Genomic DNA, 17522 nt, shown 5'->3' on the forward strand with positions numbered 1-17522 from the left:
ACAATCTGCGTCACCCCCGCCCGCGCTATCGCGTGTGCGGTACGTTTATACCCACCGAAACCCGAGCCAAGCATAAGGCTTGCTGCGAGAATCAAGGTAAGGATATGTCGAGTCAGTAACATCATAGCCCACCATTCTAATATTTGGCGGCCCGTGGCATTGACTTAAATCAAGCATATTTGGCTTTAATTTTCAAATACTTACGCGAGAACACAATCATCTTTGTGAATGTGGCTAATTAGGTCTGAAATTCAATGAGATAGAAAAGCTGTAGCTCGGGCTTGTTAGGCCTTTGGGGGCCCTTGTAAATCGACGCGCTGATTTCGCTGCCGTCAAGGCAGCCTGATCAAAAACACGATTACCCGAGCTTTGCACAATAGATACCGATTCTAGACTGCCGTTTGTGGCAACCTTGAGTTTGAGCTTCACTTGCCCCGTCGCACCCTTCGCTGCGCGGGGATACCGTTGTGCCCGCAGAATATTGCGCCGAATAGAAGCGCCCCACTTGGAGATGAGAGACTGCATTTGCGACTTTGACATAGTGGTCGATCCAACTCCGCCCTGGCCATGTTTCACGGCAGGGTTCGTTACACTCTTTACAGGCGGACTCGCCGCAGACTTTAAAACCTTGTGGGGTGAGGGCTTTGTAGAAGTTTTGGGTTTTGTTACCGCCTTTTGGACGGTCTTTTCTCGCCGCTCTGGGCGCGGCGTCGGTACAATGGCGGGGGGCGGAATCTGCGCCAAATCCGTAAGGCCTGGTTCAAGGCGCTCCTGTGAGGGAGCCATCTCGTCAAAGGTCGGTAACTCTATCGCGTCAAGAGGTTCAATGAGAGCGGGCGGCACGCGTTTGGCGCTTTCATGCGCTGCGATCACGGCCTCAGGCTCAGGGGCAACAAGGTCAAGCATCTCATCAACCCGAGGCGGGATCTGCTCGGAAACGCTTTGTGCCACATATACCGGGCGCTCCCACGCAGCAATCATCTGTGCGTAATCTGGCGGCGCGACAGTCAGCTCGCCCGTCAACGCGGGCACAGTCTCAACCGCGACCGTATCCATGCGTGCCAGATGAGTGATTACGGCCCCGTGAAGCCCGAACGCCAACAGTCCTGCGATCAAAACATCAAACCGTGACATGATCCAGGCGCTCATTTTTGCACCGTCACGAGGGTGATATCCTCGATCCCAATGGCACCCAATTTACTCAAAATCGAAGTCAATGCGCGGGCTGATGCCCTTTGGTCGGCCATCAGGTTAAGTTGACAGGCAATGCAGTTTTTCGCCCATCCTGTCAGTGCGGTGAGAGCTGCCGCTTCGCCTTCACTGTCGTTGAACACCAACACTCCAGCGCGTGACAGATACAACGTATCTGCCTCGCCACGCGCCATATCCGATTCAGCCTCAGGTACAGATATGTCCAATGGAGGAGGCGACACCAAACGCGCCGTCATCAAAAGGAAAATCAAAAGCAAGAACACAACATTGATCATCGGCACCAATCCGATGTCCAAACGTTCGCGATTTGTGCGGGACAGCTTCATTATTGCCCCTCCACCAGTGCGGCATTGGGTAGACCTGCGGCAGAAAGATGGCCGAGTAAATCCACCAGTTCCTGCACAGAGACACCGTCGGAGACGCGGACCAAATTCGTATCCGTTGGATCGGCCATAAGAAGGGAAAGCTGCTCGGTCAGTTGCGCAAACGGAGTAGTCACACCGTTCAGCAGAAAACCCTGAGGCGTCACATCCACCAATCGTGGTGGGCCGACATAGGGGGCATTCTCCGCACTCCTTGGTGCCGCATGAACAGAAAGAGTTGTTTCGCGCGAATACTGCGCTGCGAGCATAAAAAAGACCAAGAGAAGAAACACCACATCAATCATGGGCGTAAGTGACGGACGCAACCGCACCTTTCTATATGATCGCGCGAGGTGCATACGACCCTACCCTTCTGTCCTGCTTGAGGCGATGAGGATACGGGTGGCGCGAGCTTCAATATCTCGTGTCATCCGCTCGGCAACACTATCAAAGCCCGCCAAGGCCAAGGATGCTGGGATCGCCACAGCCATCCCTGCGGCGGTGGTTAGCAAGGCTTCCCAAATTCCACCGGCAAGAACGCCAGGATCAGCTTGATTCCCTGATGTTTGCAGTGCTTGGAATGCCGCAATCATACCCAAGACAGTCCCAAGAAGCCCCAAAAGAGGCGCGATGGCAGCGATCACCTCAAGAGCGCGCAATCCTCGGCGGACCTGTGCGACACAATCCAAGGCAACCAATTCTGCCTCGGCTTCGGCGTCGCGTCTCGACAGGTGATTGACGGCCTCCTGCGTGGCCGTCTCAACTCGGGTTTGAACGGTATTACGCGCCAAAGCGCTTAACCACACTCCCAATCTGACAAAATGGATCAGTTTCCAAATGATCAACGTAGCAGTGACAAGCGACAAAATCACAATCGCCACCATCGCATAGCCACCCTTGTCGTAAATCATCGTATAAAAGGACATGACATCCATGAGCCTCTCCTCGGTTCAATCACTGCATATGTTTGGCGTTCCGGACCGAAGATCGCCTTGATCAAAGACAAGTATCAGCATTGTCACGGGCAATGGATTGAAATGGGGCTTAATCGCTGTGAGGGCGCAGTATCTCCCTAAACTTTTAAAGGTTAAGACGCCTTTTAGACTTCCTCGCTATTACTCGTGTTGGGTGAAACGTGAGGTGGTGTTATGAGCGCTAAGGGAAATGCGCCAATAATCATCAAAAGGAAGAAAGTCATTCAAGGCGGCGGCCACCATGGCGGCGCTTGGAAGGTGGCCTATGCCGACTTCGTAACAGCTATGATGGCGTTCTTTTTGTTGATGTGGTTGCTTAATGCGACAACAGAAAAACAGAGAAAAGGGATTGCGGACTATTTCAATCCGACGATTCCCGTAAACCGGATCTCTGGCGGCGGCGATGGATCGTTCGGCGGGGATTCCGTGTTTACACAAGAAACCTTGTCCCAAAACGGGACAGGCGCAACGGGCAGTGGCGCAGGAGATCAAAGCGATGCCGCAGAGCATGCCAATGAGGTCAAATCCTTCGATGAGGTTCAATCTCTCCTGTCCGCATTTAGCGGCGAAAGCATGTCTGCCGATGCAGCGCTTCGACACATCGTCACCAAAGTGACAGACGAGGGGCTCATTATCGAAATTCACGATTTGAAGACTGAGCCACTCTTCGAGCCAGGAACGCACACACCGACCGAAGTCACAAAAACCATCGTGTCGATGCTATCGCGCGTCTTCAATATCGTAGAAAATGACATTGCCGTCACCGGATACGTGAGCGCACAGCCTCTTGTCGTCGCTGACAATCCCGTCTGGGACTTGTCCACACGTAGAGCTGACCAAATTCGTCTGCTCCTTGAGGCCGAAGGAACATATGGAACACGCATCCAACGCGTAACGGGCTATGCGGACCGCAAGCCTGTGACACGCAATCCTATCTCCTTTCGCAACAACCGCGTTGAGATCATCCTGCTTCGCGAGTTCCCGTCATAAAATAGATAGGATTGTACCTATTAGGCGGCTGTTAAGGGTAAGCGTGCATGCTGGGGCAAACATAGGTCCAAGCATCAGAAAGGCGCTTCCCGATGACCATATCCTCCTCGCTCAATGCAGGTGTTGCAGGCCTCAATGCCAATGCCACTCGCCTCGCAACGATTTCCGACAATATCGCGAACTCAGGCACGTATGGATACAAACGAGCCAACACTGAATTCGAATCCTTCGTGATCGGCAGCAACGCCGGTGCCGGTGTCTATTCAGCTGGCGGTGTTCGCGCATTCACATCGCGCCTTGTCGAAGAGCAAGGTGCTCTTATCTCTACGTCCAACGCTACCGATATAGCGGTATCGGGACGTGGTATGCTGCCTGTCACGACTGAGGTTTCTCTCGATACGCAGTCGGGAGATCAGCCCATGATGATGACGACAACGGGCTCTTTTCATACGGATGCAAATGGCGTTCTGAAAACGGACTCAGGCCTCGTTTTGCTTGGTTGGCCTGCCGACGCCGATGGTACGATTCCGACATTCCCGCGTGATACCATGGCGGGAATGGAGCCCGTTGTTATCAACGCCAACCAAACGGCAGGCGATCCGACAACAAAAATGAATCTTGGCGTCAACCTCCCCGCAGAAGATGCCTCTGATCCGCTTCCGCTCTCCGTTGAGTATTTTGGAAACCTTGGTACATCTGAGTCGCTCGACATCGTATTTACACCTCAGGCTGCCGCCAACACATGGGTCGTGAACATTGCTGACTCAGCACAGGGCGGAGCCACGATTGGCGAATATACAGTTGTATTTGATAATTCGCGCGGTGCAGGCGGGACGCTCTCCTCTGTAACGCCGACCATCAACAACCCTGCAAGTGCGGTCTATAATAGCTCCAACGGCACACTATCCCTCACTGTCGCAGGAGGCCCCATTGAAGCGACCATAGGGAAAATTGGCGACACCAATGGGTTGACCCAGCTTTCAGATAGTTTTTCACCAATACAGATTACCAAAGACGGTTCACCCGTTGGGAACCTCACATCTGTCGATGTTGATGAGAACGGCTACATGACGGCAACCTACGACACAGGATTTACGCGCCGCATCTATCAAATCCCACTCGTCGATGTGCCAAACCCCAATGGCCTCATCTCGTTAAACAATCAAACCTATCAGGTTTCGCCAGACTCAGGTTCATTCTTCCTTTGGGATGCTGGCGACGGCCCGACGGGCGCTATCGCGGGATATGCACGTGAGGGTTCGACCACAGATGTGGCAGGCGAACTGACCGACCTAATTCAAACCCAACGCGCCTATTCATCTAACGCAAAGGTCATCCAGACCGTTGATGAAATGTTGCAAGAGACAACCAACATCAAGCGCTGATCAATCGCAGAAATTGAATTGAAATGAGACCTTTATGAGTATCACGAGCGCCCTATCAAATGCACTATCGGGACTGAACGCCACAACGCGTGCGGCGGAGGTTGTCTCATCCAACGTTGCAAACTCTATGACCGAAGGCTATGGGCGCCGTGAAATCGAACTCGGAGCGCGGCAAATCGGGAACACAGCATCCGGTGTTGCTGTTGTCGGCATTCAGCGCGCGACAGACCCTGTGATTACAGGCGAACGTCGGCTTTCAGACGGACTTGTCGGTTTGGAAAGTACACGGGTGGATTACTATGACACCATCAGCCGTGCCTTAGGACAGGCAGATGAAGCCGGATCGATAACCGGACTCGTCATTGACCTTGAATCAAGTCTCATCGATGCGTCAAACCACCCAGAATCCGATACACATCTCTACGCCGTCTCCAACTCGGCCTCAGCCCTATCAGATCGCATCAACAGCGCCGCAGATGCCATTTCACAGGCCCGTCAAAATGCGGATCAAGACATCGCAACAACGGTGGATAGACTTCAAAGCGCACTAGATAAGATTGTTAAAATCAACGTCGATATTCAGAAAAATGTCTCCTCAGGCTATGATGCAAGCGGATTGATGGATCAACGTCAGCTGCTCATCGACGAGGTTTCCCAAATCATACCAGTGAAAGAGGTCGAACGCGAACACGGTATGGTTTCCCTCTACACACCAGGCGGCTCCATCCTTCTTGCCTCAAAAGCTGCGACGATTGAATTCTCGCCCGTGAACACCATCACGCCGGATATGGTTGTTGATCCAGGCGTTCTATCGGGCCTGAAAATCAACGGCCACTCCGTATCAACATCCGCCGAGAACGGACCGATCGCGGGAGGAGAACTGGCAGGCCTGTTCGAAATCCGCGACACACTTGCACCCGAAGCTCAGACAAAACTGGATGCCTTTGCGAGAGACCTTGTAGAACGGTTTCAAGATTCTGCAATGGACCCGACAATGTCCGCAGGCATGGCGGGATTGTTCACGGATGGCGGCGCGGCCTTCGACATCGCAAATGAAGAAGGATTGTCAAACCGTTTGAAATTGAACGCGGTAGTCGACCCGAATGAAGGCGGCGACCTATGGCGACTTCGTGATGGTATCGGCGCCGCATCCGAAGGCGACGCGGGGAACGCAACACTTTTGCAATCCATGCTTTCCAAACTTCAAAGCGGCGTCGCAACAACCTCTGGCGGGTTTTCAACCATTGAGCGTACGAGCAGCGGCCTGTCGTCTGATCTCTTCTCCTATTTTGAGACTGCGGGGCTCGCCTCACAAAGTGACCTCAGTTATGCGAGCGCACAACAAATGTCGCTGAAAACCATTGAGCTTGAAAACGGTGTCGACACGGATAACGAGCTGCAAAAACTGCTCCTTATCGAGAGGTCGTATGCTGCCAATGCCAAAGTGATCGAGACAGTTGAAACCCTGTTCGACCAACTGATGAGGATTTGACAATGAACTCGCTAACCTTGGGTGATCTTTCGACGATGTTTCGACGCTCATCGCTCATCACGCAAAACAAAACCGATTTAGATACATATTCCATGGAAGTTGCGAGTGGTCTTAAGGCCGATCTTAGCAAATCTGTCAGCGGTGATTTCACCCCTCTTGCAAGCATGGAGCGATCGTTGCGCACCTTTGAAAGCTACCAAAGAGGCATTAATGACGCCGCCTTTTTCGGGTCTTCAATGCAGAACGTTCTAGGGACTGTCGCGGACCATGTAGACACATCGGCGGGTCCACTTTTGAACGCCGCAAGTTACAACAACGCCGCAACAATCGAGATCACAAGCACACAAGCCCGCGCAACCCTTGATTCCGTTGTGAATGCCTTCAACACACGCGCAGGCGGGCGAGCGATTTTTGGCGGGGCGGCAACGCAAACAACGCCACTTCAAAGCTCTGAAATACTCATGTCAGAGATTCAAACCGCTATCGCAGGCGCAGCCAGTGCCGACGACATTCTGACCGCCGTTGACGCGTGGTTTGAGCCAGGCACCGGCAGCTACGATACGGTCATGTACAATGGGTCCACATCGCCCAAATCCGGATTTGTTCTAAACGATCAGGAAACAGCAACCTTCGATGTCACCGCAACAGCGCAGGGCATTCGCGAAACCCTTAAAGGCTTGGTGCTCGGTGCTTTGGTGTCCGAGGGTGCGCTGGCTGGCAACATCGATGAACAGGCTCAATTGATGCAGACCGCAGGCGAACGCCTATATGGCGCGAGTGCGCAGTTACAGCAATTATCAGCACAGGTCGGCACGCAAGAGGCCAAGGTCGAAGCGGCATCCCAGCGCAACACCACCGAAAAATACGCCACAGAACGCGCCAAATCAGAAATCGTCTCCGCAGACATTTACGATTCAGCAACAAAGTTGCAGCAGGCCGAAGCTCAACTTGAGATGATGTACACAATCACGGCGCGTCTTTCGAACCTCAAACTATCGGATTACATTTGATGTATAGATTTTTTGCTATCCTACTTGCCGTTTTTCTCACCACAGCACTCAGTGCGAGCGCCAGTTCAATTCGCCTCAAAGACGTCGTTGAGTTCGACGGTGTGCGTGGGAATGACCTCGTAGGCTATGGTTTGATTGTTGGACTTGATGGAACTGGCGATGGCATTCGAAATTCGCCATTCACCGAAGAAATTATGTCAAATATCTTGGAGCGCTTGGGCGTCAACGTCACGGGTGAGCAGTTCCGCCCCAAAAACGTCGCGGCTGTTTTTGTGACGGCGACATTACCACCGTTCGCCCGAACAGGGTCCAAGATAGACGTAACCGTATCCGCCATAGGTGACGCGAAAAGTTTGCTTGGTGGCACTCTGATTATGACCCCGCTTACAGCTCCGGACGGGGAAATCTACGCCGTAGCGCAAGGCACTTTAATCGCGGGGGGTGCAACTGCTGAAGGAGACAGTGCATCCGTAACACAGGGTGTTCCAACCGCAGGCGTTATTCCATCAGGTGCGCGGGTTGAACGTGAAATCGATTTTGATTTTGCTTCGCTAAAAACTATTCGACTTGCCCTACGTGAACCGGATTTCACTACCGCACAACGCATTGAGACCGCGATCAATAGTAAATTTCACAAAGGCGTCGCACGCATGCTCGATGCGGGCACGGTTCAGCTTAACATTGCCGCCACGCGCACACCTTCGCCTGCCCACGCTCTGGGCATTGTCGAGAACCTTGTGATTACTCCTGAACGCAAAGCACGGGTCGTTGTAGATCAACGGTCTGGCACGATTGTCATGGGTGAAGATGTGAGAATTTCACGCGTCGCCGTCAGTCAGGGCAATTTGACTCTTCGAATTGAGGAGGAGCCAATCGTCGTTCAACCCAATCCATTTACCGAAGGCGCGTCAGTTGCCGTCCCCCGCACCACAGCTGCGGTCCAAGAGGAACCTGGGATTGGTCTTGCTGAAATCAACGAAGGAACCTCCCTGTCCGAAGTTATCTCTGGCCTCAATGCCTTGGGTGTTTCGCCCCGAGATATGATTGATATTCTCAAAAGCATCAAAGCCGCAGGCGCCCTCCATGCCGAATTCGTGGTGCATTAATTTAACCGCTACATGAGATTACAGCTAGTCCTGTTTCGAACCGCTTTTTGCAAAGTACACTAAGGTACAGGAGACCCAAGGTCCGCAAACCACATTAGTGCCAAGTTCGAGCAAAAGCAAAATGGTGCCGCTGATAGGACTCGAACCTACGACCCCATCATTACGAATGACGTGCTCTACCAGCTGAGCTACAGCGGCACCTTTTTACGTCTTGATGACAAATCACCAAAGACGTGAGGGTCTTTAACAAGTTATTTTGGGGGTGTGTAGCCCTATTTTTTGTCTTCTGTTTTCGAGGCAACATCCTCAACAACTTCGGCGTCAGTCATGACCGGTGAAGCCTCAGTTTCGGTCGCCACATCGACATCTAGGACTTCGACGGTTGGCTCAGCTTCACCCACGATCATCGGCAGCATTTCTGTACCTGCGGGCATAGCCACTTCGGATTGAGCGGGTTGACGCCAACTCATGGTGTCAAAGCCATTACAATTGCTGCAAACGGGGCCCCATTCAGAATGCACCGTATTACAGTTATCACAGACCCATTGAGGGCCGCGCGGTGCAGTCAATGCGCGGGTGAGCCAACCACGAACGACGACATCGCTGCCGCCTTCGCCGCGTTCGACCGCTGCGAGAATGGTCAGACTACGCGAGGTCGGATTGATCTCTGCCAAATTTCCCAAGGCGCGGCGCGCAGCTGGGAAATCTTCGTTAGCGATCTGCAACTCGGCAAGGAGCATTTTGGTTTCCGGATCGTCTGGTTTCAGCTTGGTCAAAGCACCAAAACGTTTGAGACGTTGTGCGGGCGTCTCATTCGGCTCGATCCGCGCAAATGCCGCTGCAAGATCGGGATGAGGTTGAGCCTGCCACGCCTTTTTAAGAATACGCGCGGCTTGCTTGCCATTTCCTGCCTCGACAAGTTTATCCGCGGCCATCACAGCTGCGGGGATAAGATCAGGCGACTTTTTATTGGCCTCGATTGCGGCTTCGCGGGTCTCGATAGAGGCTCCGTCGTCAAGAATATCTTTTGCGGCCGACAGGGCCAAAACCGCATCCCGACGCTTGTGAACATCGCGCGGGATTGCACCGTGTTTGAGTTTTGCAGACAGCGTGCGGCGCGCGGCGGACCATTCACCTTTCTCTGCCTGTAGTTTCAACAAAACGTCCTGCGTTTCGACATGCTTCGGTTTAATCGCAAACGCCTTTTCAGCAAGCTTCAGTGCGGTGTCCGTGTCACCTGCGTCCAAACGTTGTTTGAGAATGCCACGTACGCCGACAAAGCGAGTGCGGTCATCAGACAAGAGACGTTTGTAAGTTTCTTCCGCTTTTTTCTTGTCCCCCGACGCTTCGGCGGCCTGCGCGGTCAAAAGATTTGTGAGTTCCGGTTTGCGCAAATACTTCTCGGCCTTTGCCGCTTTCGACATGGCAAGACGCCCTTCGCCTGAGGCAAGCGCAAGCATACCGTCTGCCAAAGCTTCGAACCCTTTTCGTTCACGGTTACGGTCAAAATAGCGCGATATGGCTGTCTCATCTCCCATCAGGAATTTCACAAATGCGAGAACAAGACCGATCACCTTTAGAGCCAACCAAAGGGTCACCAAAAGAGCGACAAAGGCAATGACCGCTTGAAGAGGGCCCAGCGCAATTTCATAGCCGCCAAAGGCCATTTGAACGCCACCTTCGGTTTCAAGAAGCAGAACACCGCCATAGGCTACGACTGCCACGATAACGAAGAAAACAATGATTTTTACAAGCGACAGCAGCATTATTGCGCCTTCCTTATTGACCAAGCATGGATTGAAGCGCGTCGGTCACGGCGACACGCGCCGATGCCTTTTCGATCCAATCCGCCATGGCGGTACGGCCCGCCTCTGGCAAATTTTCTAGTTCTGACAGGGCGGCTGCAAAATCAGCATCAGCCACATCCGCACCCGCACGCGACAAGATCGCATCTGCGCTGTCGCCCTCTTTGGGATCCAAAGAGCGCAGGCCTAACTGTGTACGCGTGAAGGTTTCAAACCACCCCTGTGTGCCCTCCTCATACGCTGCGCGGGCAGACGCAGTAAGCGCCTCTCGAGCAGCGGGAGAAAAGGCTTCTTGCAGAGTGGAAATCGCGGGAACGCCCGTGTCAGCGGCAACCTCAATCCCTGCAGGGATGTCGATTTCAATACCAGCCAACAAATCACGATAAGGCGCACCAGAATCGATAGCTGCTTTAAGCGACGCTAATGCTGTGGCAGCGGTAGCCGCCTGTTCCTCAGCTTGCGCTGCGGCTTTTGTCTCTCGCAAACGTGCCACTTCGCTATCAAGAAGAGTGCGCATTTCCGACAATTGACGCTCATAGGCGGCGGTTGCCTCAGGCGATACAATGGCGTCCTGAACAGGACGGGCCTCGACCGAATTCAATCGCGCTTCAAGGGACGCAAGATCATCAGCCAGAGGGGCAATGCTTGCGTTTAAATCTATAGCGGCGACTTCATTCTTGATCTGGTTTTCTAAAGAGGTCTGTGTCTGCGTCAATTCATCGGACAGTTTGGTCGCATCTGATTTCAGGGCTGCAACCTCGGCCTGAAGTGCCTCAACCTGTGCGGTGAGTTCACCAGTGTTCGCACCTGGGAAAGGCCACCCATCAGGCTTGATAAACTGTGCACCTGCATAGCCAAGCCCAAGACACACAACACCCCCAAGTAAAGCAGAGAAAAATCCGCTCTTTTTGACAACAACAGTCTCAACTGGCGGTGTAGATTGCGCCTCCTCGACAGTGGCCATGTCATCATTCGGTTGATCAGGGGTCTCTGGTTCGTCCGTTTCGGCGCTCACCTCATCTTGAGGCGTCTCCTCGACATGGTTATCAAGGGCCTCTTCCCCCTCCGCGGGAGCGTCCTCGACCACGCTGGGTTCCAGAGTCTGATCTTCGACTTCAGCGGGCTTCGGATCATTTGTGGACTTCTTTTTGCGTGCCAACAGTTAAACCTTTCGAATCCTGATAAAGCTTTTTGCACTCGCAGAACGAGACTAGTGAGTCTCCGTCCCGTCCTCAAGGCTTGTTCATGTGAACTGCGACGCAATGGCCTCCCGCATCGCGTCACCTTCAGGTCGCTCGGCGATGATTGTTTTTGTTGGCCGCGGGCCGTCCCACGCCTGCGCAGCGGCGTTTGATATAGCGACAAGCGTCATGTTCGCGGCGGACTTTCCCAATCTGGCGCCGACCAATGTGGCGGACCGAGGCGAGTAGACAGGGACAATAAGGGAATGCGCTGCGTCAATTTGCGCTTGGGTGGCGCGGGGCCAAGGGACTTCTTTTTGATCATAGACGGCAAATGACCGCGTAAGCAGGCCCGCATCCGTGAGGCGCGCAGCAACATCGCCTGCGGTATGGGTTCCGTGAAGATGGGCAAGCGGGCTGATGTTTTCGCGCATCAACAACGCAACCAGATCATCGGCGGTCCCGTTGGCCGATACCGTTTTAAGCCCTGCAACTTCGGCAGCAGTCGATGTAGCCCCCCCGACACAATAGGCCGTCAGATCGGCAAAGGTCCGCGCAGCAATGGGCACGGCGTAACGTGACGTCAGAACAACACCAGAGTATCCTGTCGGTTCGATCTCAGGATCGAGGGCCACAATTTCCATCACAGGCGCGATTACATAGGACGCTTCCAAGCCGTGGGAAGTCAGCATCGCTGCCAGTTTTTCCGCATCTTCACGCGGACGTGTGAGAAGGATGGTCGGCTTCAAATGCATGTCCAAGGATTGTAAGGGTGTGGTGACGGTGATACCTCTCATAGGAGTTTGAAACAACCACCCGGGTCGGGGAGTTCTATCATGAGCGAACTTGTAGTCATTGGTGCTGGTGCGTTCGGCTCGGCCCTTGCTGTTGCTTTGTCGCGCGATGGTACGAAAATCACCCTATGGGGCAGAGACACCAAAGCGATGGATGCTATGCGGGTCTCTCGGAGCAATCTCCGCCTGCCTGGTGTCCACCTGTCTGAAGATATCACGATCACATCAGACCTGTCGGCAATCGGCTGTTGTGGTCCGATATTGATCGCTACGCCGATGCAGACCCTACACGATATGTTAGGTCAGATTAGTGATCCGCTCGCCGGGCGCGCCATTGTCGCCTGCTGCAAGGGAATTGATCTAAAGTCCCACAAAGGCCCGTCAACTTTGATCGCAGAAGCAAAACCAGATGCGATCCCTGCCATCCTGACGGGACCGAGTTTTGCCGCCGACATTGCTCGAGGATTGCCCACCGCGCTCACGCTTGCCTGTGCGAATAAGACGGTTGGCCCAGCGCTACAGCATCAACTGTCCAAGAAAATGTTGCGACTGTATTGGAGCGAAGATGTCATCGGAGCCGAGCTTGGTGGCGCGCTGAAAAACGTGATCGCAATCGCAGCGGGCGCATGTATCGGCAAAGGACTTGGCGATAGCGCACGTGCTGCGCTTATGACGCGTGGACTCGCTGAAATGCTGCGCTTCTCGGGTCATTTCGGCGCCCATAATCAAACCATGATGGGACTTTCAGGGTTCGGTGATCTGGCCCTGACTTGCACCTCGGAACAATCGCGGAATTTTCGATTTGGCGCGTCGCTAGGACGTGGCGAGGCATTTGATGCGTCCGTAACCGTGGAAGGCGTAGCAACCGCACAAGCCGTCACGGAAATTGCCCAAGACATCGGCCTCGACATGCCCATATCACAAGCCGTCTGCGCCATTTCGACGGGAAAAACCTCCGTCTTAGAGGCGCTTCAATCGCTTCTCTCCCGCCCTCTCAAAAAGGAATAATCCATGAAATTCGCACTCTTTTGCAAAGACAAGTCTGGCGCACTCGCCATTCGCAAAGCCAACCGCGACGCCCATTTGGCCTATATTGACGACACGGGTGTCGTGGAACAGGCGGGCCCATTTCTTGACGAGCTTGGTGAAATGTGCGGATCGCTTGTCATCCTGAACGTCGACGATATGGCCGCCGCCGAAGCATGGGCCGCAAACGATCCCTATGCCAAGGCGGGTCTTTTTGAGAGCGTCTCAATTCAAGCATGGAAAAAGGTGATCGGTGCATGACCTATTGGCTATTTAAATCCGAAGCAGAGGTTTGGTCGTGGGACCAACAAGTCGCCAAAGGCGACGAGGGCGAACAATGGGACGGTGTGCGCAACTACCAAGCCCGCAACAACATGCGTCAGATGAAAGTCGGCGACCTCGGTTTTTTCTACCATTCACGGGCCGAAAAAGAGATCGTCGGGATTGTCTCTGTTTGCGGCGAAGCGCATCCGGACAGCACCACCGATGACCCCCGTTGGGAATGCGTAGATATCAAGGCCGTTCGTCCGTTCACCACGCCCGTGACACTGGCCATGTGTAAGGCTGATCCACGGCTTGAGAATATGGTTCTGGTGAACAACTCGCGCTTGTCGGTGCAACCCGTAACCGAAGAGGAATGGAAAGTCGTTTGTGAGTTGGGCAATACCGCACCCTGACACCGCGTTAGGATGTTGGGCTTTGTAGATTGGTTGTTTTGCGGCATAGTTTGCGCATAACAACAAATCAGTCGGAGCTCACTATGGAACTTATTTCAGTTTTGGTCGCCGCGCTGGGCGGCTTTGCTATAGGCGCAGTGTGGTACATGACCTTGTCAAAACCGTGGATGGCCGCTGCTGGCATCGAATGTGATGAGAACGGCAAGCCAAAGGGCGGCGGCTCACCTTTGCCGTTTGTTGTCTCGGCGATCTGCATGATCTTGGTTTCGGGGATGATGCGTCACATGTTTGCAATGGCAGGGATTGATGGCGCGGGCCAAGGGCTCGTCGCGGGTCTCGGCGTTGGCCTCTTCTTTATCGCGCCTTGGATTGCAATGAACTACGCTTTTGCTATGCGGCCGCGCAATCTGCCCATCATTGATGGTGGCTATGCAGTTCTGGGTAGCGGGCTAATCGGATTGATCCTCGGCGCGATGTAAAAGACGCCCCGTTAAAGGTCACAAAGGTCCAAAAAATTGGAGGGTCCCGACCCCCCGGAACCCTCCACCACCCCACGTGCTCCCTAAGCACCACACGTGTTTGAATTTAAGGTCCGGTCCATCCTGGTCCGCATAAAGAAACTACGCCAAAAATCTGATTCCGATCAATTCGCAAGTAGATTGGTTTTCATTCAACCGCGCTCTAATTTGGCAACTTCGCCTTAACAGATGGCATGAAAAAGCCGCCATGAGAAACATAGCGGCTTTTATCGCATTGTGATGTCAAAGACTTAGCCGTAAACGGCTTCTTTTCCAAAGTGCTTTGTGAGCATGTAGTAAACAACAGCGCGGTATTTGTTGCGCTCTGATTTGCCGTATGTCTCGATGACGGAGTCGATTGCACCAGACAAATCATCACTTTCGGACAGGCCGAGTTTTTTGATCAGGAAGTTCTGCTTGATCGTTTCAAGTTCGCTTTCCTGAGATCCTGCGACAGTTGAGGCATCGGCATTATAGATCGCCGGACCGCAGCCGATGGTCACTTTTGTCAAAAGGTCCATGTCGGGGGTCATGCCGCATTTGTTTTTCAAGTCGTCCGCATATTTCGCGATTAGATCGTCACGTTTTCCCATGGTCTTCTCCCACCAAGTTTGGATTTACATCCGTTTATTCGAACCGGATTTGAGGCTCCGTGAAAGATTAGACTCTACAGGGCCTGAAACAAAGGGAATTTTTATGATGTGACGTAATGTGGCCGCCCCGAAAGACGGCCACTCATGGTGTCAATGATGATAGGCGTCAGTAGCGGTAGTGCTCGGGCTTGAACGGCCCCTCGACGGTCACACCGATATAATCCGCTTGCTCTTTGGACAGCGTCGACAGTTTCACGCCGATACGATCAAGGTGAAGACGTGCAACTTTTTCATCCAAATGCTTGGGCAGAATATAGACGTCATTGTCATAGGCATCGTTGTTGTTCCACAGCTCCATCTGCGCCAAGACCTGATTGGTAAAGGACGCGGACATCACGAATGACGGGTGACCTGTTGCGTTTCCGAGGTTCAAAAGACGCCCTTCGGACAACAGGATGATCCGCGAGCCAGAGGGCATTTCGATCATGTCCACTTGGTCTTTGATGTTGGTCCATTTGTGGTTGCGCAGCGAGGCCACTTGAATCTCGTTGTCGAAGTGACCGATGTTGCCGACGATCGCCATGTCCTTCATCTCGCGCATATGCTCGATGCGGATCACGTCGCGGTTGCCTGTTGTAGTGATGAAAATATCCGCCGAGTCAGCGACGTCTTCGAGCGTTACAACTTCAAATCCGTCCATAGCCGCCTGAAGGGCGCAGATCGGATCGACTTCAGTGACTTTTACGCGAGCCCCTGCCCCGCGCAAGGACGCTGCAGAGCCTTTGCCCACATCGCCATAGCCACAGACAACCGCCACTTTACCGGCCATCATCGTATCTGTCGCGCGGCGGATACCGTCGACGAGGCTCTCTTTACAGCCGTATTTATTATCGAATTTCGACTTGGTCACGGAGTCGTTCACGTTGATCGCAGGGAAGGGCAATTGACCCTTTTTCACGAGGTCATAAAGACGGTGCACACCCGTCGTGGTTTCCTCAGAAACACCACGGATTTGCTCTTTCATCTTGGTGAACCAGCCCGGCGTCTCGGCCATACGTTTTTTGATCTGTGCGAAGACAGCAACTTCTTCCTCGGAGGTTGGCACGGCGAGAAGTTCGGTTTCGCCTGCCTCAACACGCGCCCCCAAGAGAATGTAGAGCGTCGCGTCGCCGCCATCATCAAGGATGAGGTTCGGACCATCCTCAAACTGGAACGAGCGGTCGAGGTAGTCCCAATGTTCCTCAAGTGACTGACCTTTAATGGCAAACACAGGCACGCCAGACTCGGCAATTGCGGCTGCGGCGTGGTCTTGGGTCGAGAAGATATTGCACGAAGCCCAGCGCACATCGGCACCCAATGCGACCAGTGTTTCAATCAAAACGGCGGTCTGGATTGTCATGTGGAGACTGCCCACAATCCGCGCACCTTTGAGTGGTTTGCTCTCACCATACTCTTCGCGCAGCGCCATGAGACCTGGCATTTCGGTCTCCGCAATGTCGAGTTCTTTGCGCCCGTAGGCCGCAAGGGAGATGTCTTTTACGATGTAATCGTTGGCCATTGATGTGGCTCCTGCGTGTGTCTGATTTGGGGTGCTGATAGCATTCCAATGACGCCCTTACAACGCAGACGCATTTATTTGGGGTTAAGCGGCGGCGGAATGTTGATATGCAAGAAGCCGACGATTCATTGCGATGAGGTAGAACAGCATGGCACAGGCGCGCGCATGGCAACGGATGCTTTCGGGACGGAGGCTTGATCTGCTCGACCCGACCCCGATGGATATCGAGATCGAAGACATCGCACACGGGCTTGCCTTTGTGGCGCGGTGGAATGGTCAGACGCATGGGGATTTCGCCTATTCCGTAGCCGAACATTCCATTCTGGTCGAAGCGCTTTTCCGCCGTCTTTACCCCAATGAACCCGTCAAATGGCAGCTCGCCGCGCTGCTACATGACGCCCCTGAATATGTCATCGGGGACATGATTTCCCCAGTAAAAGCAGCTGTTGGCGATGGCTATGGCGTGTTGGATGACCGTCTAACAGCCGCCATTCACATCCGCTTTGGCTTACCTGCAAAAGTGCCCCAGACCATCAAGAAGAAGATCAAGAAAGCCGACCGTATTTCGGCGTGGTTGGAGGCGGTTCAGATCGCGGGGTTTTCCATTGCGGAAAGCAACAGGATTTTTGGCAAACCAAACCCCGACATTATCGACGGGCTGAACATCATCTTGCGCCCGCCTGTGGAGACACGAGAGGCCTTTACCTCCCGCCACAAAGAACTGCTGGCGCAGCTGTAAACTTTAACGTTTTGCACGGCTTTGAGGCGTGGGATTTAAACTCTTACACAAGAATAAGGCGCAGTGTTTAACAAACGCAGCGACCATAGAGCCTCAAAAT

General features: G+C 53.4%; 19 protein-coding genes and 1 tRNA gene. 10 read left to right on the plus strand and 10 right to left on the minus strand.

Annotation, left to right across the window (positions count from 1 at the left end):
- Positions 1–234 precede the first annotated feature (234 nt).
- From ACN0TS_RS06335 to ACN0TS_RS06350, 4 genes are read right to left on the minus strand one after another with little or no spacing between them, the layout of a single operon-like run.
- Positions 235–1149: a TonB family protein gene (locus ACN0TS_RS06335; RefSeq protein WP_417258493.1), complete on the minus strand. Its 915-nt coding sequence runs from the start codon at positions 1147–1149 to the stop codon at positions 235–237.
- Positions 1146–1538: an ExbD/TolR family protein gene (locus ACN0TS_RS06340; RefSeq protein ID WP_417258494.1), complete on the minus strand. Its 393-nt coding sequence runs from the start codon at positions 1536–1538 to the stop codon at positions 1146–1148. Before ACN0TS_RS06340 ends, ACN0TS_RS06335 begins: the two co-directional genes overlap by 4 nt.
- On the minus strand, positions 1538–1900 hold the full coding sequence (locus ACN0TS_RS06345) for an ExbD/TolR family protein (protein ID WP_417258495.1): 363 nt from the start codon (positions 1898–1900) through the stop codon (positions 1538–1540). The genes ACN0TS_RS06340 and ACN0TS_RS06345 overlap by 1 nt, the downstream gene beginning before the upstream one ends.
- Before the next feature lie 39 nt (positions 1901–1939).
- A complete protein-coding gene (locus tag ACN0TS_RS06350; protein ID WP_417258496.1) occupies positions 1940–2509 on the minus strand; it encodes a MotA/TolQ/ExbB proton channel family protein in 570 nt (189 codons plus the stop codon).
- Between the two features lie 213 nt (positions 2510–2722).
- Here ACN0TS_RS06350 and ACN0TS_RS06355 point away from each other — a divergent pair, with 213 nt between their 5' ends.
- The 5 genes from ACN0TS_RS06355 to ACN0TS_RS06375 all read left to right on the plus strand — a co-directional run bounded on the left by ACN0TS_RS06355 (position 2723) and on the right by ACN0TS_RS06375 (position 8531).
- Positions 2723–3538 (plus strand): flagellar motor protein MotB, encoded by an 816-nt coding sequence (locus ACN0TS_RS06355; protein WP_417258497.1) that lies wholly within the window; start codon positions 2723–2725, stop codon positions 3536–3538.
- 92 nt (positions 3539–3630) lie between these two features.
- Positions 3631–4923, plus strand: a complete 1293-nt coding sequence (locus tag ACN0TS_RS06360) for a flagellar hook protein FlgE (protein WP_417258498.1) — start codon at positions 3631–3633, stop codon at positions 4921–4923.
- A gap of 34 nt (positions 4924–4957) precedes the next feature.
- Positions 4958–6415, plus strand: coding sequence for a flagellar hook-associated protein FlgK (gene flgK / locus ACN0TS_RS06365; protein WP_417258499.1), 1458 nt, complete (start codon positions 4958–4960; stop codon positions 6413–6415).
- Between the two features lie 2 nt (positions 6416–6417).
- On the plus strand, positions 6418–7425 hold the full coding sequence (locus ACN0TS_RS06370) for a flagellin (RefSeq protein ID WP_417258500.1): 1008 nt from the start codon (positions 6418–6420) through the stop codon (positions 7423–7425).
- Positions 7425–8531: a flagellar basal body P-ring protein FlgI gene (locus ACN0TS_RS06375; RefSeq protein WP_417258501.1), complete on the plus strand. Its 1107-nt coding sequence runs from the start codon at positions 7425–7427 to the stop codon at positions 8529–8531. Before ACN0TS_RS06370 ends, ACN0TS_RS06375 begins: the two co-directional genes overlap by 1 nt.
- Positions 8532–8653: 122 nt before the next feature.
- Here ACN0TS_RS06375 and ACN0TS_RS06380 read toward each other — a convergent pair.
- The 4 genes from ACN0TS_RS06380 to ACN0TS_RS06395 form a co-directional block, all read right to left on the minus strand.
- A tRNA-Thr gene (locus ACN0TS_RS06380) sits at positions 8654–8729 on the minus strand.
- Positions 8730–8803: 74 nt separating this feature from the next.
- Positions 8804–10297 carry a heme biosynthesis protein HemY gene (locus ACN0TS_RS06385; RefSeq protein WP_417258502.1) on the minus strand — a complete coding sequence of 498 codons (1494 nt, stop codon included), beginning with the start codon at positions 10295–10297 and terminating at the stop codon, positions 8804–8806.
- A 13-nt stretch (positions 10298–10310) separates the two neighbouring features.
- Positions 10311–11495 (minus strand): COG4223 family protein, encoded by a 1185-nt coding sequence (locus ACN0TS_RS06390; protein WP_417258503.1) that lies wholly within the window; start codon positions 11493–11495, stop codon positions 10311–10313.
- An 84-nt stretch (positions 11496–11579) separates the two neighbouring features.
- Positions 11580–12266, minus strand: coding sequence for a uroporphyrinogen-III synthase (locus ACN0TS_RS06395; RefSeq protein ID WP_417258504.1), 687 nt, complete (start codon positions 12264–12266; stop codon positions 11580–11582).
- An 87-nt stretch (positions 12267–12353) separates the two neighbouring features.
- On the opposite strand from ACN0TS_RS06395, the gene ACN0TS_RS06400 reads away from it, so the two are divergent.
- The 4 genes from ACN0TS_RS06400 to ACN0TS_RS06415 all read left to right on the plus strand — a co-directional run bounded on the left by ACN0TS_RS06400 (position 12354) and on the right by ACN0TS_RS06415 (position 14493).
- Positions 12354–13319 carry an NAD(P)H-dependent glycerol-3-phosphate dehydrogenase gene (locus ACN0TS_RS06400; RefSeq protein ID WP_417258505.1) on the plus strand — a complete coding sequence of 322 codons (966 nt, stop codon included), beginning with the start codon at positions 12354–12356 and terminating at the stop codon, positions 13317–13319.
- A 3-nt stretch (positions 13320–13322) separates the two neighbouring features.
- Positions 13323–13598 (plus strand): YciI family protein, encoded by a 276-nt coding sequence (locus tag ACN0TS_RS06405; protein WP_417258506.1) that lies wholly within the window; start codon positions 13323–13325, stop codon positions 13596–13598.
- A complete protein-coding gene (locus tag ACN0TS_RS06410) occupies positions 13595–14014 on the plus strand; it encodes an EVE domain-containing protein (protein WP_417258507.1) in 420 nt (139 codons plus the stop codon). Before ACN0TS_RS06405 ends, ACN0TS_RS06410 begins: the two co-directional genes overlap by 4 nt.
- An 83-nt stretch (positions 14015–14097) precedes the next feature.
- Positions 14098–14493 (plus strand): DUF1761 domain-containing protein, encoded by a 396-nt coding sequence (locus ACN0TS_RS06415; RefSeq protein ID WP_417258508.1) that lies wholly within the window; start codon positions 14098–14100, stop codon positions 14491–14493.
- 290 nt (positions 14494–14783) lie between these two features.
- On the opposite strand, the gene ACN0TS_RS06420 is transcribed toward ACN0TS_RS06415, so the two are convergent.
- Both ACN0TS_RS06420 and ahcY read right to left on the minus strand, forming a co-directional pair.
- Positions 14784–15125 (minus strand): DUF2853 family protein, encoded by a 342-nt coding sequence (locus ACN0TS_RS06420; protein ID WP_417258509.1) that lies wholly within the window; start codon positions 15123–15125, stop codon positions 14784–14786.
- A 166-nt stretch (positions 15126–15291) separates the two neighbouring features.
- Complete coding sequence (ahcY, locus tag ACN0TS_RS06425; RefSeq protein WP_417258510.1) at positions 15292–16683, minus strand: adenosylhomocysteinase; 1392 nt, start codon at positions 16681–16683, stop codon at positions 15292–15294.
- A gap of 148 nt (positions 16684–16831) precedes the next feature.
- Between ahcY and ACN0TS_RS06430 the strand changes: the two genes are divergently transcribed.
- Entirely contained in the window at positions 16832–17422 is a 591-nt protein-coding gene (locus ACN0TS_RS06430) for an HD domain-containing protein (protein ID WP_417258511.1), read from the plus strand.
- Positions 17423–17522: the final 100 nt, after the last annotated feature.

Source organism: Celeribacter sp. (assembly GCF_048266405.1).
Taxonomy (GTDB): Bacteria; Pseudomonadota; Alphaproteobacteria; order Rhodobacterales; family Rhodobacteraceae; genus Celeribacter.

Bases quoted from the DNA above. Each gene is read 5' to 3' on its own strand.
- ACN0TS_RS06335 (WP_417258493.1), bottom strand. From the start codon at position 1,149: ATGAGCGCCTGGATCATGTCACGGTTTGATGTTTTGATCGCAGGACTG.
- ACN0TS_RS06340 (WP_417258494.1), bottom strand. From the start codon at position 1,538: ATGAAGCTGTCCCGCACAAATCGCGAACGTTTGGACATCGGATTGGTG.
- ACN0TS_RS06350 (WP_417258496.1), bottom strand. From the start codon at position 2,509: ATGGATGTCATGTCCTTTTATACGATGATTTACGACAAGGGTGGCTAT.
- ACN0TS_RS06355 (WP_417258497.1), top strand. From the start codon at position 2,723: ATGAGCGCTAAGGGAAATGCGCCAATAATCATCAAAAGGAAGAAAGTC.
- ACN0TS_RS06360 (WP_417258498.1), top strand. From the start codon at position 3,631: ATGACCATATCCTCCTCGCTCAATGCAGGTGTTGCAGGCCTCAATGCC.
- flgK (WP_417258499.1), top strand. From the start codon at position 4,958: ATGAGTATCACGAGCGCCCTATCAAATGCACTATCGGGACTGAACGCC.
- ACN0TS_RS06370 (WP_417258500.1), top strand. From the start codon at position 6,418: ATGAACTCGCTAACCTTGGGTGATCTTTCGACGATGTTTCGACGCTCA.
- ACN0TS_RS06375 (WP_417258501.1), top strand. From the start codon at position 7,425: ATGTATAGATTTTTTGCTATCCTACTTGCCGTTTTTCTCACCACAGCA.
- ACN0TS_RS06385 (WP_417258502.1), bottom strand. From the start codon at position 10,297: ATGCTGCTGTCGCTTGTAAAAATCATTGTTTTCTTCGTTATCGTGGCA.
- ACN0TS_RS06400 (WP_417258505.1), top strand. From the start codon at position 12,354: ATGAGCGAACTTGTAGTCATTGGTGCTGGTGCGTTCGGCTCGGCCCTT.
- ACN0TS_RS06405 (WP_417258506.1), top strand. From the start codon at position 13,323: ATGAAATTCGCACTCTTTTGCAAAGACAAGTCTGGCGCACTCGCCATT.
- ACN0TS_RS06410 (WP_417258507.1), top strand. From the start codon at position 13,595: ATGACCTATTGGCTATTTAAATCCGAAGCAGAGGTTTGGTCGTGGGAC.
- ACN0TS_RS06415 (WP_417258508.1), top strand. From the start codon at position 14,098: ATGGAACTTATTTCAGTTTTGGTCGCCGCGCTGGGCGGCTTTGCTATA.
- ACN0TS_RS06420 (WP_417258509.1), bottom strand. From the start codon at position 15,125: ATGGGAAAACGTGACGATCTAATCGCGAAATATGCGGACGACTTGAAA.
- ahcY (WP_417258510.1), bottom strand. From the start codon at position 16,683: ATGGCCAACGATTACATCGTAAAAGACATCTCCCTTGCGGCCTACGGG.
- ACN0TS_RS06430 (WP_417258511.1), top strand. From the start codon at position 16,832: ATGGCACAGGCGCGCGCATGGCAACGGATGCTTTCGGGACGGAGGCTT.